This window comes from Streptomyces sp. JNUCC 64, assembly GCF_054484115.1.
This window is the reverse complement of the sequence record NZ_CM137015.1, coordinates 5,939,091-5,957,775: the sequence shown is the minus strand read 5'-3', so window position 1 is coordinate 5,957,775 and position 18,685 is coordinate 5,939,091. Positions and strand designations below refer to the sequence as shown.

Sequence of the window (18,685 nt, the reverse complement as noted above, 5' to 3'; positions counted from 1 at the left end):
TCTCGCGCGGTCCCGGCCACCGGGACCTCCGGGCGGGCCGCGCGGACCCGGGGGTCCACCCCCACACGGCCACCCTGCGGCGGCTGGAGAAGTCGTCGGGGAGCCTCGCCGCGCAGGCCATCGCCCGGATGGACGAGACGCTGCCCTGGTACCGGGCGATGCCCCCGGAGAACCGGTCCTGGATCGGGCTGGTCGCCCAGGCGGGCATCGCGGCGTTCACCGAGTGGTTCCGCCGCCCGGACGCCCCGCAGGCGATCTCCACGGACGTGTTCGGGACGGCGCCGCGCGAGCTGACGCGGGCGATCACGCTGCGGCAGACCGTGGAGATGGTGCGGACCACGATCGAGGTGATGGAGTCCGCGATCGACGAGGTCGCGGCGCCCGGCGACGAGTCGGTGCTGCGCGAGGCGCTGCTGGTGTACGCGCGGGAGATCGCCTTCGCGACGGCGCAGGTGTACGCGCAGGCGGCCGAGGCGCGGGGCGCGTGGGACGCCCGGCTGGAGTCGCTGGTGGTCAACGCGGTGCTGTCGGGGGAGGCCGACGAGGGCGCGGTGAGCCGGGCGGCGGCCCTGGGCTGGAACGCCCCGGACCACGTCTGCGTGGTGCTGGGAACGGCGCCGGACGGGGACAGCGAGCTGACGGTGGAGGCGATCCGCCGGGCGGCGCGGCACGCCAAGCTCCAGGTGCTGACGGGGGTGCTCGGGGACCGGCTGGTGGTCATCGCGGGCGGCAGCGACAGCCCGCTGCAGGTGGCGAAGTCGCTGATCGGACCGTTCGCGGCGGGGCCGGTGGTGGCCGGGCCGGTGGTGCCGGACCTGCTGGCGGCGACGCGTTCGGCGCAGGCCGCGGCGGCGGGGCTGAAGGCGTGCGGGGCCTGGCAGGACGCGCCGCGTCCGGTGCTGGCGGACGATCTCCTTCCGGAGCGGGCGATCGCCTCCGATCCCTCGGCGCGTGAGCAGCTGGTGGAGGAGATCTACAGACCGCTGGAGGAGGCCGGGTCGGCGCTGCTGGAAACGCTGAGCGTGTATCTGGAGCAGGCGAGCAGTCTGGAGGGCGCGGCCCGGATGCTGTTCGTGCACCCGAACACCGTGCGCTACCGGCTGCGACGTGTGACTGACGTCACCGGATGGTCACCCTCCGACGTCAGGTCGGCGTTCACTCTGCGGATCGCGCTGATCCTCGGCCGGCTCGCCGACGGGGATGTCCCGACTTAGGCAGTCTTGTAGGGGGCCTACAATTCCCCCCACGGTTCTTCGTCCCTGTCCCCACGGGCGGCATCCACCGTCCACAAGAGAGAGTGTGAGTGTGCTCGTACTCGTCGCTCCCGGCCAAGGCGCTCAGACGCCCGGCTTCCTGACTCCCTGGCTCGACCTCCCCGGTGCCGCTGACCGAGTGGCGTCGTGGTCCAAGGCCATCGATCTCGATCTGCTGCACTACGGCACCCAGGCCGACGCGGACGCGATCCGCGACACCTCGGTGGCGCAGCCGCTGCTGGTGGCGGCCGGAATCCTGTCGGCGCTGGCCCTGGCGGGCCCCGAGGCGCTGGCCTCCCACCCTGACGGTGACGACGACACCGCCGACACGCCGGAGAGCGGCGCGCCGGGTGCCCTCGCGGGCCTGGCCGTGGACGTCGTGGCCGGTCACAGCGTCGGCGAGCTGACCGCCGCCGTGCTGGCGGGGGTGCTGTCCCCGGTGGCCGCGCTGCGGCTGGTGCGGGTGCGCGGGCTGGCGATGGCGGAGGCCGCCTCGGTCACGGAGACCGGTATGGCGGCGCTGCTCGGCGGTGACTTCGACGTGGTGCTGCCCCATCTGGAGCGGCTCGGGCTGACCCCCGCGAACGTGAACGGCGCCGGTCAGGTCGTGGCGGCCGGTACGGCGGAGCAGCTGGCCGCGCTGGCCGCGGACAAGCCGGAGGGCGTGCGCCGGGTGGTGCCGCTGAAGGTGGCGGGCGCCTTCCACACCACGCACATGGCCCCGGCGGTGGACGCGCTGGCCGAGGCCGCGCGGAAGCTGTCGCCCGCCGACCCCGCGGTGACCTACGTGTCCAACAAGGACGGCCGGGTCGTGACCTCGGGCGCCGAGGTGCTGGACCGGCTGGTGGGCCAGGTCGCCAACCCGGTGCGCTGGGACCTGTGCATGGAGACCTTCGCCGAGCGGGGCGCGACCGCGCTGGTGGAGCTGTGTCCGGGCGGCACCCTGACGGGGATCGCCAAGCGGGCGCTGCCGGGTGTGCGCACGCTGGCGCTGAAGACCCCCGACGACCTCGACGCCGCTCGCGAGCTGCTCGCCGCGCCCGCCGGGCCGACGGCCTGAGCCGGGATTCGGAAGGAGTCCGGAGAGCATGGCGAAGATCAAGGCCGGTAAGGGCGCCCCGTACGCGCGGATCCTCGGTGTCGGCGGCTACCGTCCGACGCGGATCGTGCCGAACGAGGTGATCCTGGAGACGATCGACTCGTCGGACGAGTGGATCCGTTCGCGGTCGGGCATCGCGACCCGGCACTGGGCGAACGACCAGGAGACCGTCGCGGCGATGTCCCTGGAGGCCGCGGGCAAGGCGATCGCGGACGCGGGGATCACCCCGGAGCGGATCGGCGCGGTCGTGGTGGCCACGGTGTCGCACTTCAAGCAGACCCCGGCGGTGGCGACGGAGATCGCGGACCGGATCGGCACCAGCAAGGCCGCGGCGTTCGACGTCTCGGCGGGGTGCGCCGGGTTCGGCTACGGGCTGACGCTGGCGCGCGGCATGGTCGTCGACGGCAGCGCCGAGCACGTGCTGGTGATCGGCGTGGAGCGGCTGAGCGATCTGACGGACCTGTCGGACCGGGCGACGGCGTTCCTGTTCGGGGACGGCGCGGGCGCGGTGGTCGTGGGTCCGTCGAAGGAGCCCGCGATCGGCCCGACCGTGTGGGGCTCCGAGGGCGACAAGTCGGAGACCATCAAGCAGACGGTGCCGTGGACGGACTACCGCGACGGCACGGTCGAGAAGTTCCCCGCGATCACGCAGGAGGGCCAGGCGGTGTTCCGCTGGGCCGTGTTCGAGATGGCGAAGGTCGCCCAGCAGGCGCTGGACGCGGCCGGGATCACCGCGGACGACCTGGACGTCTTCATTCCGCACCAGGCCAACATGCGGATCATCGACTCGATGGTGAAGACCCTCAAACTGCCGGACCACGTGACGGTCGCCCGTGACGTGGAGACCACCGGCAACACATCGGCCGCCTCGATCCCGCTCGCGATGGAGCGGCTCCTGGCGACCGGTGAGGCGAAGAGCGGTGACACCGCGCTCGTCATCGGCTTCGGGGCGGGTCTCGTGTACGCCGCCACGGTCGTTACCCTCCCCTAGGCGTCCCGCGCCGGATCCCAGGATCCGGCGGGGAAGTCGTCCCACCTCAGTTAGTGACAAGAAGGAGCGCCAAGATGGCCGCCACTCAGGAAGAGATCATCGCGGGTCTCGCGGAGATCGTGAACGAGATCGCCGGGATCCCCACCGAGGACGTCCAGCTGGACAAGTCCTTCACCGATGACCTCGACGTCGACTCGCTGTCCATGGTCGAGGTCGTCGTCGCCGCCGAGGAGCGCTTCGACGTGAAGATCCCCGACGAGGACGTCAAGAACCTCAAGACGGTCGGTGACGCGACCTCGTACATCCTGAACCACCAGGGCTGATCCCCGATCAGGTAAGCCTGCCGCCACCCGGCGGTGGCGCCGCTGAATCCCTCGTAACCGTGGAGAAAGAATTCCTGTGAACTCGACCAATCGCACCGTGGTCGTCACCGGTATCGGCGCAACCACACCGCTGGGTGGCGACGTGGCCTCGACCTGGGACGGCCTGGTGAACGGCCGTTCCGGTGTCCGGCTGCTGGAGGAGGAGTGGGCGGCTGACCTTCCGGTCCGCATCGCCGCCCGGGTGGCCGTGGAGCCGGGGGAGGTCATTCCCCGTCCGCAGGCCCGCAAGCTGGACCGTTCCGCGCAGTTCGCCCTGATCGCGGCGCACGAGGCGTGGAAGGACGCCGGGTACACGGCGAAGGCCGGCGAGGACCCGGCGATCGACCCGGAGCGCCTCGGCACGGTGATCGCCTCGGGCATCGGCGGGGTGACGACCCTCCTCGACCAGTACGACGTGCTGAAGGAGAAGGGCGTCCGCCGGGTGTCCCCGCACACGGTGCCGATGCTGATGCCGAACTCGCCGTCCGCGAACGTGGGCATCGAGCTGGGCGCGCGGGCCGGTGTGCACACGCCGGTGTCGGCGTGCGCCTCGGGCGCGGAGGCCATCGGGTACGCCATCGAGATGATCCGCACGGGCCGTGCGGACGTGGTGGTGGCCGGTGGCACGGAGGCGTCGATCCATCCGCTGCCGATCGTCGCGTTCGGCAACATGATGGCGATGTCGAAGAACAACGACGACCCGGCGGGGGCCTCCCGGCCGTACGACACGGGTCGCGACGGATTCGTGATGGGCGAGGGCGCGGGCGTGATCGTCCTGGAGTCCGAGGAGCACGCGAAGGCCCGGGGCGCCCGGATCTACGCGGAGGCCATCGGCCAGGGCATCTCGGCGGACGCGCACCACATCACCCAGCCGGAGCCCTCGGGCAACGGGATCGCCCGCGCGCTGCAGAACCTGCTGGCCGCGACCGATCTGAAGCCCGCGGAGATCGTGCACGTCAACGCGCACGCGACGTCCACCCCGCAGGGTGATGTCGCGGAGGTGAAGGCGCTGCGGCAGGTCTTCGGTGACGACGTGGACCACATGGCCATCTCGGCGACGAAGTCGATGACGGGTCATCTGCTGGGCGGCGCGGGCGGCGTGGAGACGGTGGCGTCGGTCCTGGCGCTGTACCACCGGCTGGCCCCGCCGACGATCAACCTGGACGAGGTCGACCCCGGGGTGGACGCGGACGTGGTGCGCGGTGAGGCGCGGCAGCTTCCGGCGGGCGCGATCGCGGCGCTGAACGACTCGTTCGGCTTCGGCGGCCACAACGTGGTGCTGGCGTTCCGGTCCGTGGTGCGGTAGTTCCGCACCCGGCCGCCGCGTACGGCGGCGCGCACAGCTGTAGGGCGAGGGGCCCACCGGTCTTCGGTGGGCCCCTCGTCGTGTGCGGGGTCCGGTGGGCGGACGGTCCGCTGTCGGGTGCGGGGTCCGTCGGCGGACGGTTCGGCTGTCGTGGGGCGGGGCCGTCGGCGCCGGGGCGGGACGGTGGCCGTGACGGGACCGGGGCCGTGACGTGGCGCGGGTGGGCGGACGGCGTCCCGGAGCCGGTGGCGCGTCAGACGACCTGGTGGAGCCAGCGGACCGGGGCGCCCTCGCCCGCGTGCCGGAAGGGTTCGAGCTCGTCGTCCCAGGGCTTGCCGAGGAGCTTGGCGATCTCGTCCTCCAGCACGGTCTCGCCGCGCCGGGCGCGGGCGAGGGCGGCGCGCAGCCGGTCCTCGGGGATGAGGATGTCGCCGTGGATGCCGGTCACCGCGTGGAAGATGCCGAGCGCCGGGGTGGAGCTGTAGCGCTCGCCCTCGGCGGTGGCGCAGGGTTCGGCGGTCACCTCGAAGCGCAGGAGGTCCCAGCCGCGCAGCGCGGAGGCGAGTTGGGAGGCGGCGCCCGTCTCGCCCTTCCAGGAGAACTCGGTGCGCCAGGTCCCCGGGGCGGCGGGCTGCCGGATCCAGTCGAGGTTGACGCGCGTTCCGAGTACGCCCGCTACCGCCCATTCGACGTGTGGGCACAGCGCGCGCGGTGCGGAGTGCACGTACAGGACTCCACGTGTCGTCACCGGGACCTCCAGGATGGGGCGAGGGTCGCCGTGGGTCCGGCGGTCTCGCACCCGTGCCGAGCGATTCTTCCTCAGATTCAGTTAAAGGCACAGAATTCACGAAAACGCAAAAAAACAGACAGATGTGACGTGATGTAATTTATCCGGAAACCGCGCCGGATGGTGCCACTGGGCGGGTGATCCCGCCCCGTCACCACCGGTACGACGATGACGGCGCCACGGGGCCGAGGCTACCGTGCGGCGGGACGCGGGGTGTGACGTACCGTCGGTCCCGGGGCCCGGCCCCGCACCACCGCCCGGGGAGTCCGGGGTCACGGGACACCGGGGCCGGACCCGGGTGGCGGGCGGCCCCGCGCCGTTCCGAGTCCGGAACGCGCTTCCCGCCGGGGTGGTTTTCCCGTCCGGACTCAACCTCCGGGGCCGTCACGACGTCGTGCAAGGCGACAGAGGGGAGCCGGAATGCGCAGGCGCGGAGAGCGCGCGGGGCCGGTCGGCCGACGGGCCCGGGCCGGGACGGCGGCCGTGTCCGCGGTCCTGGCCGGGACCGTGGCGCTGAGCGGGTGCGACGCGGTCGGCGGGGACGACACCGGGGCGTCGAACGCCACGGAGCGGGGGAAGCCGAAGCCCAGGAAACCGGCCTGGGACACCAGTCCGGGCTCGGTGGCGGCGGTCGGCGACTCGATCACCCGGGCGTTCGACGCCTGCTCGGTGCTGACGGACTGTCCGGAGGCGTCCTGGGCGACCGGCTCCGACCGTGAGGTGCGCAGCCTCGCGGTACGGCTGCTGGGCAAGGCCGGGGCCGCCGAGCGGAGCTGGAACTACGCCAGGACCGGCGCCCGGATGGTGGACCTGCCCGAGCAGATGCACCAGGCGGCGGCGCACCGGCCGGGACTGGTGACGGTCCTGGCGGGGGCGAACGACGCGTGCCGCTCGACGGTGCGGGCGATGACCCCGGTCGCCGACTTCCGGGCCGACTTCGAGCAGGCGATGCGCGCGCTGCGGCGCCAGTCGCCGAAGTCCCAGGTGTTCGTGGCGAGCGTGCCGGACCTGAAGCAGCTGTGGGCCACCGGGCGGGACAACCCGCTGGGGCGGCAGGTGTGGAAGCTGGGGATCTGCCCGTCGATGCTGAAGGACGCGGAGGACGTGGACGCCGCGGCGGTGGCCCGGCGGGCGGCGGTCCAGGAGCGGGTCGTGGAGTACAACCGGGTGCTGAAGGACGTCTGCGCCAAGGACGCGCGGTGCCGCCACGACGGCGGGGCGGTCTTCGGATACCGCTTCCAGGACGACCAGTTGAGCGAATGGGACTGGTTCCACCCCAGCAAGGACGGGCAGTCGAGGCTCGCGGAGATCGCCTACCGGAAGGTGACGGCCCGCCAAGTCCGTTAGGCCGCCTCGTCAGGCCGCCTCCTCTTCGGGACCGTGGCGGGGCGCGGAAGGGGACGCGGGGCGGTCCCCGGGGGCGGAGTGGATCACCCCTGGCGTGGTCGCCCGGTTCCCGGGATACTGCCTCCACCCCACAGGCAACGGAGGTTCCCCCATGGCCGCTCCGGCCCCGATACGCGCCCGTCTGCTCCCGCTGGCCACCGCGCTGCTGCTCGGTCTCACCGCCGCTCCCGTCCTCGCCGCGGACAGCTCCGCCCCGGCCCCCGCCGCCGGAACCGGCACCAGCGCCGGGGCCGGGACAGGGACCGGGACCGGGACCGGGCCGACGGTGGAGGAGTCGCGGCTCGACCGGGCGGTGCCCCGGGAGATCCTGCGGCGCTCCGGCTTCGACGCGGTGGCGCCCGCGTTCGCCCGGGCCCTGGCCGACGCGGACTCCCCCGGCGAGGCCCGGCGGGTGGTGCGACGGCACGGCACGGGACTGTGGGAACGGGCCGTGGACCGCGTCCAGGGCAGGGGACCCGCGGGCGGCGACCTCAGCCGGGACGACGACCGCCCGCTGTACTGGGCGCGGCTGGCGATGGCCCGGGAGCTGCGCGGCTGGGAGCCGGAGCACGGGCTGACCGCCGAGCGGCGCGAACGGCTGCTGGACCTGCTGGAGACCACTTCCCGGGGCCAGGACGGCATCCGCTTCGGCGCGCGCGGCGGAGACGACCGGCGGGACGGACGGGACGGGCGCGGTGAGCGGACGCTCCGCGTGCTGATGACCGGCTTCGACCCGTTCACCCTCGACCGCGACGTACGGATCAGCAATCCCTCGGGGGCCTCGGCGCTCGCGCTGGACGGCACGGTGATCCGGACGGCGGAGGGTCCGGCCCGGGTGGAGGCGGCGGTGTTCCCGGTGCGGTGGGCGGACTTCACGGACGGCGAGGTGGAACGGACGCTGCGACCGCACCTGCGCTCGGCGGACCTGCTGACGACCGTCAGCCAGGGGCGGCCCGGCCGGTTCGACGTGGAGCGGACCAACGGGGCGTGGCGCGGCGGCTTCCCCGACAACGACGTCGTGTCGCGGACGGAGCAGGTGCCGGTGGCCGGGGGCACGGGGCCGCAGTGGACGTCGAGCACCCTGCCCGCGGCGGCGATCACCTCGGCGCCGACGGGACGCTTCCCGGTGCTGGACAACCGGTCCGTGACGGAGGTCCCGGCGGGCGGCACGGCCCCCGTGGACCGGCCGGACGGGCCGACGCCCGGGTCCGCCGCGCGGGCCGGTGGCGGCGGCAACTACCTGTCGAACGAGATCGCCTACCGGGCGACCCTGCTGCGGGACCGGTTCGGTCCGGCGGCGCTGCCGGTGGGGCATCTGCACACCCCGGTGCTGCAGTTCGGGGCGGGGAACACCGTCCCGGCGACGGGGACGGTCAGCGACCCGGAGTTCCTGCGCAACCGGGCGGACATCGTCGGCCAGGTGCGGGCGGTGCTCGCGGTGGCGGTGGCCGCGCGCTGAGACCGGGCGAGGGGACGGGGGCCGGGGCGCGGGGCGGGTGCCCCGGCTCCGGCCCCCGTGACGGAGGTGCCGGGGTCAGACGCCGTGGTGCGCGGCGCCGGGGTGCGGGGCGGGGTGGTGCGGGGCGGCGGGGTGGCCGTGGGCACCGTCGGTTCCGTCCGTGGCGCGGGCCCCGGTGGACTCCTCCCCCAGCAGGTCACGGGCGAGCAGGGTGGCGCCCGCGACGGCGCCGGGCATCAGGAAGACGGCCACGAAGGGCACCAGGAAGGCCAGGGCCAGCGGGGTGCCGAAGCCCCAGACCATCATCCGGCGGGAGCGCAGCAGCCGGAGCCGTTCGCGCAGTTCCACGCCGCGCCGCTGGAGGGCGACGGCGGCCAGTTCTTCGGTGAGGAAGAACCCGGTGATGACGAACCCGACCGCCGGGACCAGCGTCTGGCCGATGACCGGGATGAAGCCGAGGCCGAAGAGCAGCACGCCCCACAGACCGGCGCGGACCACGATCCGCAGTCCGTCCCGGGCGGAGATCCACAGGTCCTTCCAGAGCGGCAGCCCGGACTCGGGGGCGGTGCCGTCGGGCGAGACGTCCCGGTCGACCTGCTCGGACAGTTCCTCGTAGAAGGGCTGGCCGATCAGGAGGGTCACCGCGGTGAAGGTGACGGTGGCGAGCAGCAGCGCGAGCGCGAACAGCAGCACCGTCAGGAAGCCGCGGAAGAGGCCGAGCCAGGGGGACGCCCAGTCGTCGGCGAACGGGGTCGCCCAGCCGACGAGGTCGACGCCCCAGACGGCGAGGGCGACCAGCGCCCCCAAGTAGAGGACGAGCGTGACCAGCCCCGGGATCAGTCCGAGCCCGAACGCCTTGCCGTGGGCGACGACCCAGCGCTGCCCACCCGTCAAATGTCTGAAACCCACCCCGAGATCGCGCATGCCGGAACCCTACCCGGAGGGTGGCCGTCCGCCCGTCGGCGTGACGGACTGTGACACGGGTGTGGCCGTTTCAGGAGGGAGACGTGTCACGGGGGTCCGTGACACGTCTCCCTCCTGACCCGCTGGACGGGGCGGACGGGCCCGCAGGGGTGGGCGGGCGGGGCGGCGCCGGCGCGGGGGGGGGCGGGCGACGGGGGCAGGGACGAGGGGCGGGGACGGAGGAGGGCGGGGGGCGGGGTGCGGGGGCTCAGTCGAGGGTGACGATCATCTTGCCGGTGTTGTCGCCGCGCAGTACGCCGAGGAACGCGTCGAAGGCGTGCTCCACGCCCTTGACCACGGTCTCCCGGTAGCGCAGCTCACCGGAGCGCACCCACTCCCCGACCTCCTGCACGAACTGGGGCTGGAGGTCGTAGTGGTCCCCGACGAGGAAGCCCTGGATCCGGCCCCGGGTCTGGATCAGCCGGTGGAGGTTGCGGGGGCCGGGGACCGGTTCGGTGGCGTTGTAGGCCGAGATCATGCCGCAGACGGCGATCCGGCCGTCCCGGTTGAGGAGGCCGACCGCCGCTTCGAGGTGGTCGCCGCCGACGTTGTCGAAGTAGACGTCGACCCCGTCGGGCGCGGCGGCGGCGAGCAGCTCGTGGACGGGGCCGTCCTTGTAGTTGAACGCGGCGTCGAAGCCGTACTCCTCGGTGAGCAGCCGGACCTTCTCGGCGGAGCCCGCGGAGCCGACGACCCGGCCCGCGCCCTTGAGCCGGGCGATCTGTCCGGCCTGGGAGCCGACGGCGCCCGCCGCCCCGGAGACGAAGACGGTGTCGCCCTCCTTCAGCTCCGCCACCCGCAGCAGACCCGCGTAGGCGGTCAGCCCGGTCATGCCGAGGACGCCGAGGTAGGCGCTGAGCGGGGCGAGGTCCGGGTCCACCCGGACGGCGGCGCGGGCGTTCACGGCGGCGTACTCGCGCCAGCCCTGGAAGTGCAGCACGTGGTCGCCGACGGCGACGCCCTCGTCGTCGGAGGCCACCACCTCGCCGACGGCGGCGCCCTCCATCGGCCGGTCCAGCGCGAACGGCTCGATGTAGCTGGGGACGTCGTTCATCCGGCCGCGCATGTAGGGGTCCACGGAGAGGTGGAGGTTACGGACGAGGACCTGGCCGGGGCCGGGCTCGGGGACGGGCTCCTCGCGCAGGGCGACGTCGGAGGGGTCCGGCCAGCCGTGCGGCCGGGCGACCAGGTGCCAGGCCCGGGAGGTGGCGGGTATCCGGGGCGCGGGGGACGGGGCTGGCGTGGCGGACATCGTCGGGGCTCTCCTACCGGCGGCGGGGACGGGCGGCGCCCGGCCGGGACGGCGGGCGGGCCCGGGGCGCCGGACCGGACCGGCACCCACCGGGAAAGATATCCGGGCGGCGCGGTGGGCGCCGCCCGGCGGGGGTCCCGGGCCGCCGGGCCCGGGGTGCGCGGTCCGTGGCCCGTGGCCCGTGGCCCGTGGTCGCCTGACGGCTACCGGTCGGCCCCGGCTGACCCGATCGGGGTCGCCCGGTCACGGCCGGGCCGGGGCTCCGTCAGTGCCAGGACCCGGTGATGGTGGTGCCCGCCCAGGTGCCGTCCGCCATGCCGATCTCCGAGTTCATGCTTCCCCTGACCGTTCCGGAGCACCCCGTGCCGCTGTAGCCGGTGACACTGACGTACCCCTTCCACCACCAGCCGGTCTCGGTCTTCCAGCCGGGGGTGTTGAAGCAGCCCGTGGCGTCCTGCCCCGCCTGGTTGGTTCCGGTGAGCCTGACGGACGCGACGTCGCGGTGGTTGTCGTAGAAGACGACCCGCTGGTTGCCGCCGGTCTGCGGGCCGTCCAGCGGTATCACCCAGGGCTGGTCGCCGGGGTTGCTCTGGGGGACGAGGGAGTAGCTCGTGGTCAGCGCGCGCACACCGTCGCAGTGGTGGAGGATGTATCCCTCGACCATCACCCTCCCCTTCCACCACCAGCCGTCCGGGCCGTTCTCGAAGTGGGGGAGCGGCACGCAGCGGCGGGTGTACTGACCGTTCTGGTCATGGCCGCTGATCATCGCGGAGCGCAGCTCGTGGGTGCTGTCGACGACGAGGAGCTGCTGCCCGTTGGTCCCGGCGTGCACGGGCGGGGCGAAGCCGAACAGGGCCGCCGCGACGACGGACAGCGCCGCCCCGATCCCGGCGAGCGTACGACGTGGGGTCACGAAGGTTCCTCCGATGCGGGGAAGGTCCGGTCTCGATGATCTTGAGACGATCTTGAGCGGGCCGAACCTAGCCTTCTCATGTGCGCGGAGGACGCCCCTCGTGTGACCGTTCGATGACGGTGTTCCGGGCGGGCGGCCGGGCGGCGCGGTGACGGTCCCGTCAGGCGGGGGTGCTCGTGACGGTCCGGTCGGGCGGGGTCACCAGTCGCAGTCCGAAGGTGTACGAGCCGGTCGCCGCGCCGATCGCGAGCAGCAGCGGGGCCAGGTGCTCCTGGCCGCGCGCGGTGCGCAGGTCTCCGAGGTCCAGCCGGGTGGCGGGGGGCCAGCCGAGGTCGTCGAGGAGCCGGGCGACCCGTTCCTTGGCGTGCGGGTCGTCGCCGGAGAGGAAGACCGTGGTGGCTTCGGGCAGGACGCCGGGGGTGCGGGAGCCGAGGACGACGTCGTGTCCCGCCTTGGCCAGGGCGGTGGCGAGCGCCCCCGCGACCTGGCCGGTGCCGATGATGCCGATGCTGGTCATGGCCGCAACGCCAGGGAGGGCCCGGCGGCCCGGCCACGGACCGGAAGACCGATCCGTCACGGGACCCGGGGCCGGGACCGTGGTCGTGGACCTGGCGGTGCGGAACCGCCGGGTGGCGGGGCCCACCGGTCCGTCCGGGGCCGGGAGGGGCGCGGAGGCGGTGGTTTCCCGGTAGGTGGGGGTGGGCGGCCACGATGGGCGCGGATCCGGTCATGGTGCGGCGCGCGGGCTCCGGGGGCGCGGTGCGGTGCGCGGGGTCCCGGTTCGCGGTGCGGGCGCGGGGTCCGGTTCGCGGTGCGGCGCGCGGAGTCCGTTCACGGGGAGGGAACGGGCGTCCGGCCGGGGCGGGCCTCACCGGGGGAGGTCCGCCCCGGCCGGGAGGGAGTGGGGGGTGTGCCCCCGCCGAGGGGGGCTCGCCCGGCGGGGGTGGTGGCCCGGGCCGGGGGGACACGGGCCACCACCCCCTCTTACGGTGCGCGGGGCGCGGGCGTTCACCGCCGCGTCCGGTCAGTTGAGGGACTCGACGGCGCGGGCGAGGCTCTCGGCGCCGTGCCCCCGGGCGACCTGGTCCTCGAGGAGGGGCAGGAGCGGGGCGAGCAGGTCGGTGGACAGCCCCTGGGCCTCGGTGGTGGCCAGGATGTTCCGCAGTCCCGCCGCGTTCATCGCCAGGCTGGACGTGTCGGTGCCGTACTCCCCCTTGTCGATCTCCCCGGCGAAGGCGGGCAGGGCGTCGGCGGCGGCCTTCAGCCAGGTCACCAGGTGTCCCGTCAGATCCGCCGCGCCGATGCCCGCCGAGCGGCCGAGGGCCACGGCCTGGAAGAACCCCGAGAACATCCCGTACATCCCGCTGAGCAGGGCCACGTCGTGCACCGGGGCGAGGGCCGCGTCCGCGCCGACGTGGGTGCCCGGGCCGAGCAGACCGAGCACGGCGCGGTACTCGTCGTAGACCTCGGCGGGGCCGCCGTAGAGGGTGAACGCGTCGTCGGTGCCGATCGTCTGCGGCACCGCGTAGACCGCGCCGCTCAGATAGCGGGCGCCGCGCTCCTGTGCCCAGGCGGCGAGCGCACGGGTGGGGTCGGGGGCGCTGGTGGTGAGGTTGACCACCGTGCGGCCGGGGAGCGCGGGGGCGGCGGTGGCCAGGAGTTCACGGGCGGTGTCGTGGTCGAGGAGGGTGACGACGACCAGGTCGCTCGCCGCGACCGCCTCCACCGGGTCGGCGGCCCGGACCGCGCCCCGGGCGACCAGGTCGTCGGCGCGGGCGGCCGTGCGGTTCCAGACGGTGGTCGGGTGCCCGGCGTCGAGGAAGGCGCGGGCGACGGCCTGCCCGAGGTTGCCGAGTCCCAGCACGGTGACCGTGCGGGGCGCGGTGGCGGCGGGGTGCCCGGTCGTGGCGGTCGCGGGCGCGGTGGTGGTGGCTTCGGTGCTCATGTCGTCCTCCGGGTGCCGGGGTGGTGTCCGTCGGCGCGGTGCGCGCCGTCCGTGCACTCATCGTGGGCGGGGGCGCTGCCGGTTCGCTGTCGCTCCGCTGCCGGTCCCGGCAACCGCCCGACAGCGCGGCGGCGTTAGGGTGAGGACGTGCGTTTCGGGGTGCTCGGTCCGCTGGTGCTGTGGACGGCGGACGGGGAACCGGTGGCCGTACCCGGCGCGAAGGCGCGCGCCCTGCTGGCGCGGCTGCTGGTCGCCCCCGGCCGGGCGGTCCCGGCGGAGCACCTGGTCGATGACCTGTGGGACGGGGACAGCCCGCCCGAACACCCCCGCAACGCCCTCCAGGGGCAGGTGTCCCGGCTGCGCGCCGCGCTGGGCCGGGCCGCCCCGGACGGCCGGGAGCTGCTCGTCGGGGACACCGCCGGGTACCGGCTGCGGATCGCGCCGGAGGCCGTGGACACCGGGCGGTTCGGGGAGTTGAGGCGCCGGGCGCGCGCCGCCGCCGGGGACCGGGAACGGGTGGCGCTGCTGTCGGAGGCGCTCGGACTGTGGCGGGGCGACGCGTTCGCCGGGTACGCGGAGCGGGCGTTCGCCCGCGCGGCGGCGGGACGGCTGGCCGAGGAACGGCTCACCGCGCTGGAGGACCGGCTGGCCGCCCGGGTCGCCCTCGGGGACCACGCGGACGTCCTCGGGGAGGCGGAGGAACTCGTCGCCGCCCATCCGCTGCGCGAACGGCTGCGCGCGACGCAGTTGCGGGCGCTGTACCGGGCCGGGCGGCAGAGCGAGGCACTCGCCGGGTACGAGCGGCTGCGGCGGTTGCTGGACGAGGAGTTGGGGCTGACGCCGGGGGCGGAGCTGGTGGCGCTGCACGGGGCGATCCTGCGGCAGGACCCGGCGTTGGCCGGGGGCAGCGGGGGCGTCGTCGGTGTCGGGGGCGGCGGGGGCTTCCAAGGCGGCGGAGGCGGCGGAGGCGTCCAGGGAGTGGGAGGCGTCGGGGGCTCGGTGCCGTCCGGGGGGCCCGAGGGGTCTGTGGGACCTGTGGGGTTCGGGGCCGGGGCCGGGTCAGGGGAGCCTGTGCCTTCTGGTGGGTCCGTCACGTCCGGGGCTCCCGCGGTCTTCGGGGGGCGGCGGCCGGTGGTCTTCGAGGGGCCTGTGCGGCCTGGGGATCTTGGGGGCTCCGGGGGCCTCGGGGGCTCCAGTGGCCCCGAGGGCTACGGGGTCGGTGTGGCGGACGGGTCGGGTGTCCGGGGTGGTCCGCCCGCGCCCGTGAACGGGACCGTGGGGCGGGACGCGGACGTCGCGGAGGTCGCGCGACGGCTGACGGACGCCCGGCTGGTGACGCTCACCGGTCCCGGCGGGGTCGGCAAGACCCGGCTGTCCGTCGAGGTCGCGCGGTACGTCGCGGACGCCTTCCCGGACGGGGTGTGGTTCGTCGAACTGTCCGGCGTCACGGTGCCGTTCGCGGCCTCCCCGGGACGGGAGGGCGGGGCGGACCGGACGGGCGGGTCCGATGCGCTGGACGGGGCTGGCGGGTTGGACGGGGTCGGCGCTCCGGGCAGGGCTGATGTTCCGGACGGGGCGGGTGTCCTGGACGGGGCGGGCGTCCCGGACAGGGTGGGTGTCCTGGACGGGGCGAATGGGCTGATCGGGGTGAGTGGACCGACCGGGGCCGACGCTCCGGATGTTCCGGACGCGGTGGGCGGGCCGGGCGGCCCGGGAGGATTCGGCGGCTCGGGTGACGGTCCGGTGGCCGTCGTCGCCGGGGCGCTACTGACGGCCTTGCGGGTGCCGGAGGGCGGCGGGACCGGACCGGCACCGGCGCCACCGCTGGAACGGCTGGTCCGGGCGGTGCGGGAGCGGCGCGCGCTGCTCGTCCTCGACAACTGCGAGCACCTGGTGGAGCCCGTCGCCGGGGTCGTCGCGGAGCTGCTGGCCGGGGCGCCCGCGCTGTCGGTGCTGGCGACCAGCCGGGAACCGCTCGGCGCGGCGGGCGAGACGGTGCGGCCGGTGGCGCCGCTGCCGCCGTCCGACGCCGCCGCGCTGTTCCTGGCGCGCGCCGCCACCCCACCCGGTTTCACCGACGATCCGGACAACGCGCGGGCCGTCGCCGCGCTGTGCGCCCGGCTCGACGGGCTGCCGCTGGCCCTGGAGATGGCGGCGGCCCGGGTCCGGGGCCTCGGGGTGCACGGACTGCTGGCCCGGATCGACGACCGGTTCGCGCTGCTGTCCGGCGGGGCGCGGACCGGGCCCGCCCGGCAGCGGACCCTGCGGGCGGTGATCGACTGGAGCTGGGAGCTGCTGGCGCCCGCCGAACGGACCGTCCTGCGGCGGCTGTCCGCGTTCGCCGGGGGCTGCTCCCCGGAGTCGGCCGAGGAGGTCTGCGCGGGGGACGGCATCGCGCCCGGGGAGGTCCTGGACCTGCTGGCGCGGCTGGTGGACCGTTCCCTCGTCGTCCTCGCCGACCACCCCGACGGGCCGGTGTACCGGCTGCTGGAGTCGGTACGGGCGTACGCCGCCGAACGGTTGGCGGAGGCGGCCGAGACGGACGCGGTGCGGGAGCGGCACAGCCGTCACCACGCGGACCTCGCGGTGCGCGCGGCGGCCGGACTGCGCGGCCCCGGGCAGCGGCGCTGGCTGGAACGGCTGGACGGCGCGGGCCCCGATCTACGGCTCGCGGTGGAGCACGCGGTGCGGGTCGGCGCGGTGGAGCGCGCGCTGCGGACGGTCAACTCGCTGGCCTGGTACGGGGTGGTGCGGGGGCGCCCGGCGGAGGCCGGGCGGGCGTTGGACGCGGTGCTGGGCGCGGGGGCCGGTGCGGGCGGCACGGACGCGGAGGCCGGTCCGGGGACCGGCGCGGGCGGCACGGAGGCGGGGATCTCCGGCGGGGACGGGTCCGGCGCTGGGCACGGTGCCCTGGGCGGGTACGGCGTCGTCGGGGGTGGGCGCGAGGACGGGTACGGCACCGGTGTCGGGTACGGCGTCAGGGGTGGGCACGGCGGCGGTGACGTTGCCGGTGCCGGTGCCGGGTACGCGCGGGAGCGGGCGCGGGCCGTGGTGTGGCGGACCGGGCTGGCGCTGATGTCCGGGGCCGGGACTGGGACTGGGTCCAAGTCCGGTTCAGGGTCCGGGTCCGGGGCGGACGGCGCCGGGGGGATCGCGGCGGCGCTCGTCCCGTACGAGAGCGGCGCGGTGGACGATCCGGCCGGGTACGCCGACGCCCTGTGGTTCCTGGGTTCCGCGCAGGTCGGCGCCGGGGACGTGGAGACGGGCGAGGCGTTGGTGAACCAGGCGCTGGACCGGTTCGCCGCGCGGGGCGACGACTGGGGGACGGCCGCCGCGCTGAGCGTACGCACCCGGCACGCGATGGCCCGTGGGGACCTGGCGGCGGTGCGGCGCGACGGGGAGCGGGGCGCCGGGCTGTTCCGGGCGCTCGGTGATCCGTGGGGGCGGCTCCAGACCGTCTTCCCGCTGGCGGCGCTGGCCGCGATCAACGGGGAGTACGCGGAGGCGAACCGGTTGCACCGGGAGGGCCTGGAGATCGCGGAGCGGCTGGGACTGCCCGGCGAGGCCGCGAAACGGCACACCGGTCTCGGACGGCTGGCACTGCTCGCCGGGGACGACGAGGGGGCTCGGACCCATCACGAGCGGGCGCTGCGGCTGGCCCGGGAGGCGGGCCTGCGGTCCGGGGAGGCGGACGCCCGGCTGGGCCTGGCGCTGGGCGCGCGGCGCGCGGGCCGGTACGGGGAGGCCGAAGGCCACTTGCGGGCGTTGCTGGCGTGGTTCCGGGAGGTGGGGTACGGGCCCGGGGAGGCGCTGGTCCTCGTGGAGTCGGGGTTCGTGGCGGAGGCCCGGGGCGACGCGGAGGGCGCGTGGGCGCTGCACCTCGAGGGGTTGCGGGTGGCCCGGGGACTGGGTGACGTACGGGCCGTCGCACTGGCGTTGGAGGGGCTCGCGGGGGCGAGTGTCGCGGCGGGTGAGCCGGAGCGGGCCGCCGTGCTGATCGGGGCGGCGGGCGCGGCGCGGGAGTCGGTGGCGGCGCCCCTGCCGCCCGCCGAGCGGGGCGACGTGGACCGGGTGTCCTCGGCGGCCCGCGAGGCCCTGGGCTCACCCGCCTACGCCCGGGCGTTCGCACGGGGCGTCCGACTGCCGCCTTCGGGGCCCTGGCCAGGGGTGGAGTGAGGTCCCGGGGGTGGGTGCGCTGGGGCGGGGTGGGCGCTTGGGTTCGCTTGTCGGGCTCGGGCCGGTCGGTGGCTGATCGCGCAGTTCCCCGCGCCCCTTACGGGGCACGGGTGGAGGGTTCGATGGTGGGTAGGGTGGCGTCTGGTTGGTGATCGGTGGTGAGGTGGGGGTGCGACATGGCCCGACTGGGCGGGATGAGCGGTCTGTTCGGAATGCCGGAGTTTCGAGTTCTTGCCAAAAACCGCGAGTCGACCAGGTAAAGCCCCAGGTCAGGAAGAGTGCTCCCCGCGCGTGCGGGGGTGGTCCCTGGTCGGACATCGCGTACTCGTTCGTGGTCTGGTGCTCCCCGCGCGTGCGGGGGTGGTCCCCTCCGCTCCGTCGCCCGCCGGGACCTGGAGCGGTGCTCCCCGCGCGTGCGGGGGTGGTCCCGCCCCGTTCCCGCACCCGGGGGTTCTCCGGGTGTGCTCCCCGCGCGTGCGGGGGTGGTCCCGCCGTTGAGGGTCGTGGCCTTGGGGTGGGTCAGTGCTCCCCGCGCGTGCGGGGGTGGTCCCTCGCGCAGGCCCATGCCCTCGGCCGCCCAGTGGTGCTCCCCGCGCGTGCGGGGGTGGTCCCCCGCCCCAGGCCCGCCCCTCACCGGGGCGGGCGTGCTCCCCGCGCGTGCGGGGGTGGTCCCGAGGTGGTGCTGGACCGGGAGGCGTTCGCGGGGTGCTCCCCGCGCGTGCGGGGGTGGTCCCGCCGGGCCCCACAGGCAGTTAGACCCCATCGCGTGCTCCCCGCGCGTGCGGGGGTGGTC

The 18,685-nt window shown here is 75.2% G+C and carries 14 protein-coding genes and 1 CRISPR repeat array (1 of these 15 running past the window's edge); of the genes, 8 read left to right on the top strand and 6 right to left on the bottom strand.

Annotated elements, in window-relative coordinates:
• The first annotated feature begins 74 nt into the window (after positions 1–74).
• The 5 genes from fasR (at position 75) to fabF (ending at position 5,011) form a co-directional block, all read left to right on the top strand.
• A complete protein-coding gene (gene fasR / locus ACVWNX_RS24625; protein WP_454414924.1) occupies positions 75–1,214 on the top strand; it encodes a fatty acid biosynthesis transcriptional regulator FasR in 1,140 nt (379 codons plus the stop codon).
• Positions 1,215–1,305: 91 nt separating this feature from the next.
• Positions 1,306–2,313 carry an ACP S-malonyltransferase gene (locus ACVWNX_RS24620; RefSeq protein WP_454414923.1) on the top strand — a complete coding sequence of 336 codons (1,008 nt, stop codon included), beginning with the start codon at positions 1,306–1,308 and terminating at the stop codon, positions 2,311–2,313.
• 28 nt (positions 2,314–2,341) lie between these two features.
• A complete protein-coding gene (locus ACVWNX_RS24615) occupies positions 2,342–3,343 on the top strand; it encodes a ketoacyl-ACP synthase III (RefSeq protein WP_454409984.1) in 1,002 nt (333 codons plus the stop codon).
• 74 nt (positions 3,344–3,417) lie between these two features.
• The gene (locus tag ACVWNX_RS24610; RefSeq protein WP_454409982.1) at positions 3,418–3,666 is read left to right on the top strand and encodes an acyl carrier protein; all 249 of its coding nucleotides are present in this window, start codon (positions 3,418–3,420) and stop codon (positions 3,664–3,666) included.
• A 76-nt stretch (positions 3,667–3,742) separates the two neighbouring features.
• On the top strand, positions 3,743–5,011 hold the full coding sequence (gene fabF / locus ACVWNX_RS24605; protein ID WP_454409980.1) for a beta-ketoacyl-ACP synthase II: 1,269 nt from the start codon (positions 3,743–3,745) through the stop codon (positions 5,009–5,011).
• 253 nt (positions 5,012–5,264) lie between these two features.
• On the opposite strand, the gene ACVWNX_RS24600 is transcribed toward fabF, so the two are convergent.
• Complete coding sequence (locus ACVWNX_RS24600; protein ID WP_454409979.1) at positions 5,265–5,759, bottom strand: DUF3145 domain-containing protein; 495 nt, start codon at positions 5,757–5,759, stop codon at positions 5,265–5,267.
• 459 nt (positions 5,760–6,218) lie between these two features.
• On the opposite strand from ACVWNX_RS24600, the gene ACVWNX_RS24595 reads away from it, so the two are divergent.
• The gene (locus ACVWNX_RS24595; RefSeq protein WP_454409978.1) at positions 6,219–7,145 is read left to right on the top strand and encodes an SGNH/GDSL hydrolase family protein; all 927 of its coding nucleotides are present in this window, start codon (positions 6,219–6,221) and stop codon (positions 7,143–7,145) included.
• A 151-nt stretch (positions 7,146–7,296) separates the two neighbouring features.
• Positions 7,297–8,643, top strand: a complete 1,347-nt coding sequence (locus ACVWNX_RS24590; protein ID WP_454409976.1) for a pyroglutamyl peptidase — start codon at positions 7,297–7,299, stop codon at positions 8,641–8,643.
• Between the two features lie 75 nt (positions 8,644–8,718).
• Here the strand turns inward: ACVWNX_RS24590 and ACVWNX_RS24585 are convergent, their stop codons facing one another.
• The 5 genes from ACVWNX_RS24585 to ACVWNX_RS24565 form a co-directional block, all read right to left on the bottom strand.
• Positions 8,719–9,567, bottom strand: a complete 849-nt coding sequence (locus tag ACVWNX_RS24585; protein WP_454409975.1) for an EI24 domain-containing protein — start codon at positions 9,565–9,567, stop codon at positions 8,719–8,721.
• A gap of 247 nt (positions 9,568–9,814) precedes the next feature.
• A complete protein-coding gene (locus ACVWNX_RS24580; RefSeq protein ID WP_454409973.1) occupies positions 9,815–10,858 on the bottom strand; it encodes an NADP-dependent oxidoreductase in 1,044 nt (347 codons plus the stop codon).
• A 265-nt stretch (positions 10,859–11,123) separates the two neighbouring features.
• Complete coding sequence (locus ACVWNX_RS24575) at positions 11,124–11,771, bottom strand: hypothetical protein (RefSeq protein ID WP_454409971.1); 648 nt, start codon at positions 11,769–11,771, stop codon at positions 11,124–11,126.
• Between the two features lie 160 nt (positions 11,772–11,931).
• The gene (locus ACVWNX_RS24570; protein ID WP_454409969.1) at positions 11,932–12,288 is read right to left on the bottom strand and encodes an NAD(P)-binding domain-containing protein; all 357 of its coding nucleotides are present in this window, start codon (positions 12,286–12,288) and stop codon (positions 11,932–11,934) included.
• Positions 12,289–12,795: 507 nt separating this feature from the next.
• Positions 12,796–13,716: an NAD(P)-dependent oxidoreductase gene (locus tag ACVWNX_RS24565; protein ID WP_454409968.1), complete on the bottom strand. Its 921-nt coding sequence runs from the start codon at positions 13,714–13,716 to the stop codon at positions 12,796–12,798.
• 147 nt (positions 13,717–13,863) lie between these two features.
• On the opposite strand from ACVWNX_RS24565, the gene ACVWNX_RS24560 reads away from it, so the two are divergent.
• Positions 13,864–17,892, top strand: a complete 4,029-nt coding sequence (locus ACVWNX_RS24560) for an AfsR/SARP family transcriptional regulator (protein ID WP_454409966.1) — start codon at positions 13,864–13,866, stop codon at positions 17,890–17,892.
• Between the two features lie 278 nt (positions 17,893–18,170).
• A CRISPR array of direct repeats spans positions 18,171–18,685; the repeat unit is 29 nt; unit sequence GTGCTCCCCGCGCGTGCGGGGGTGGTCCC; it runs 366 nt beyond the window's last position.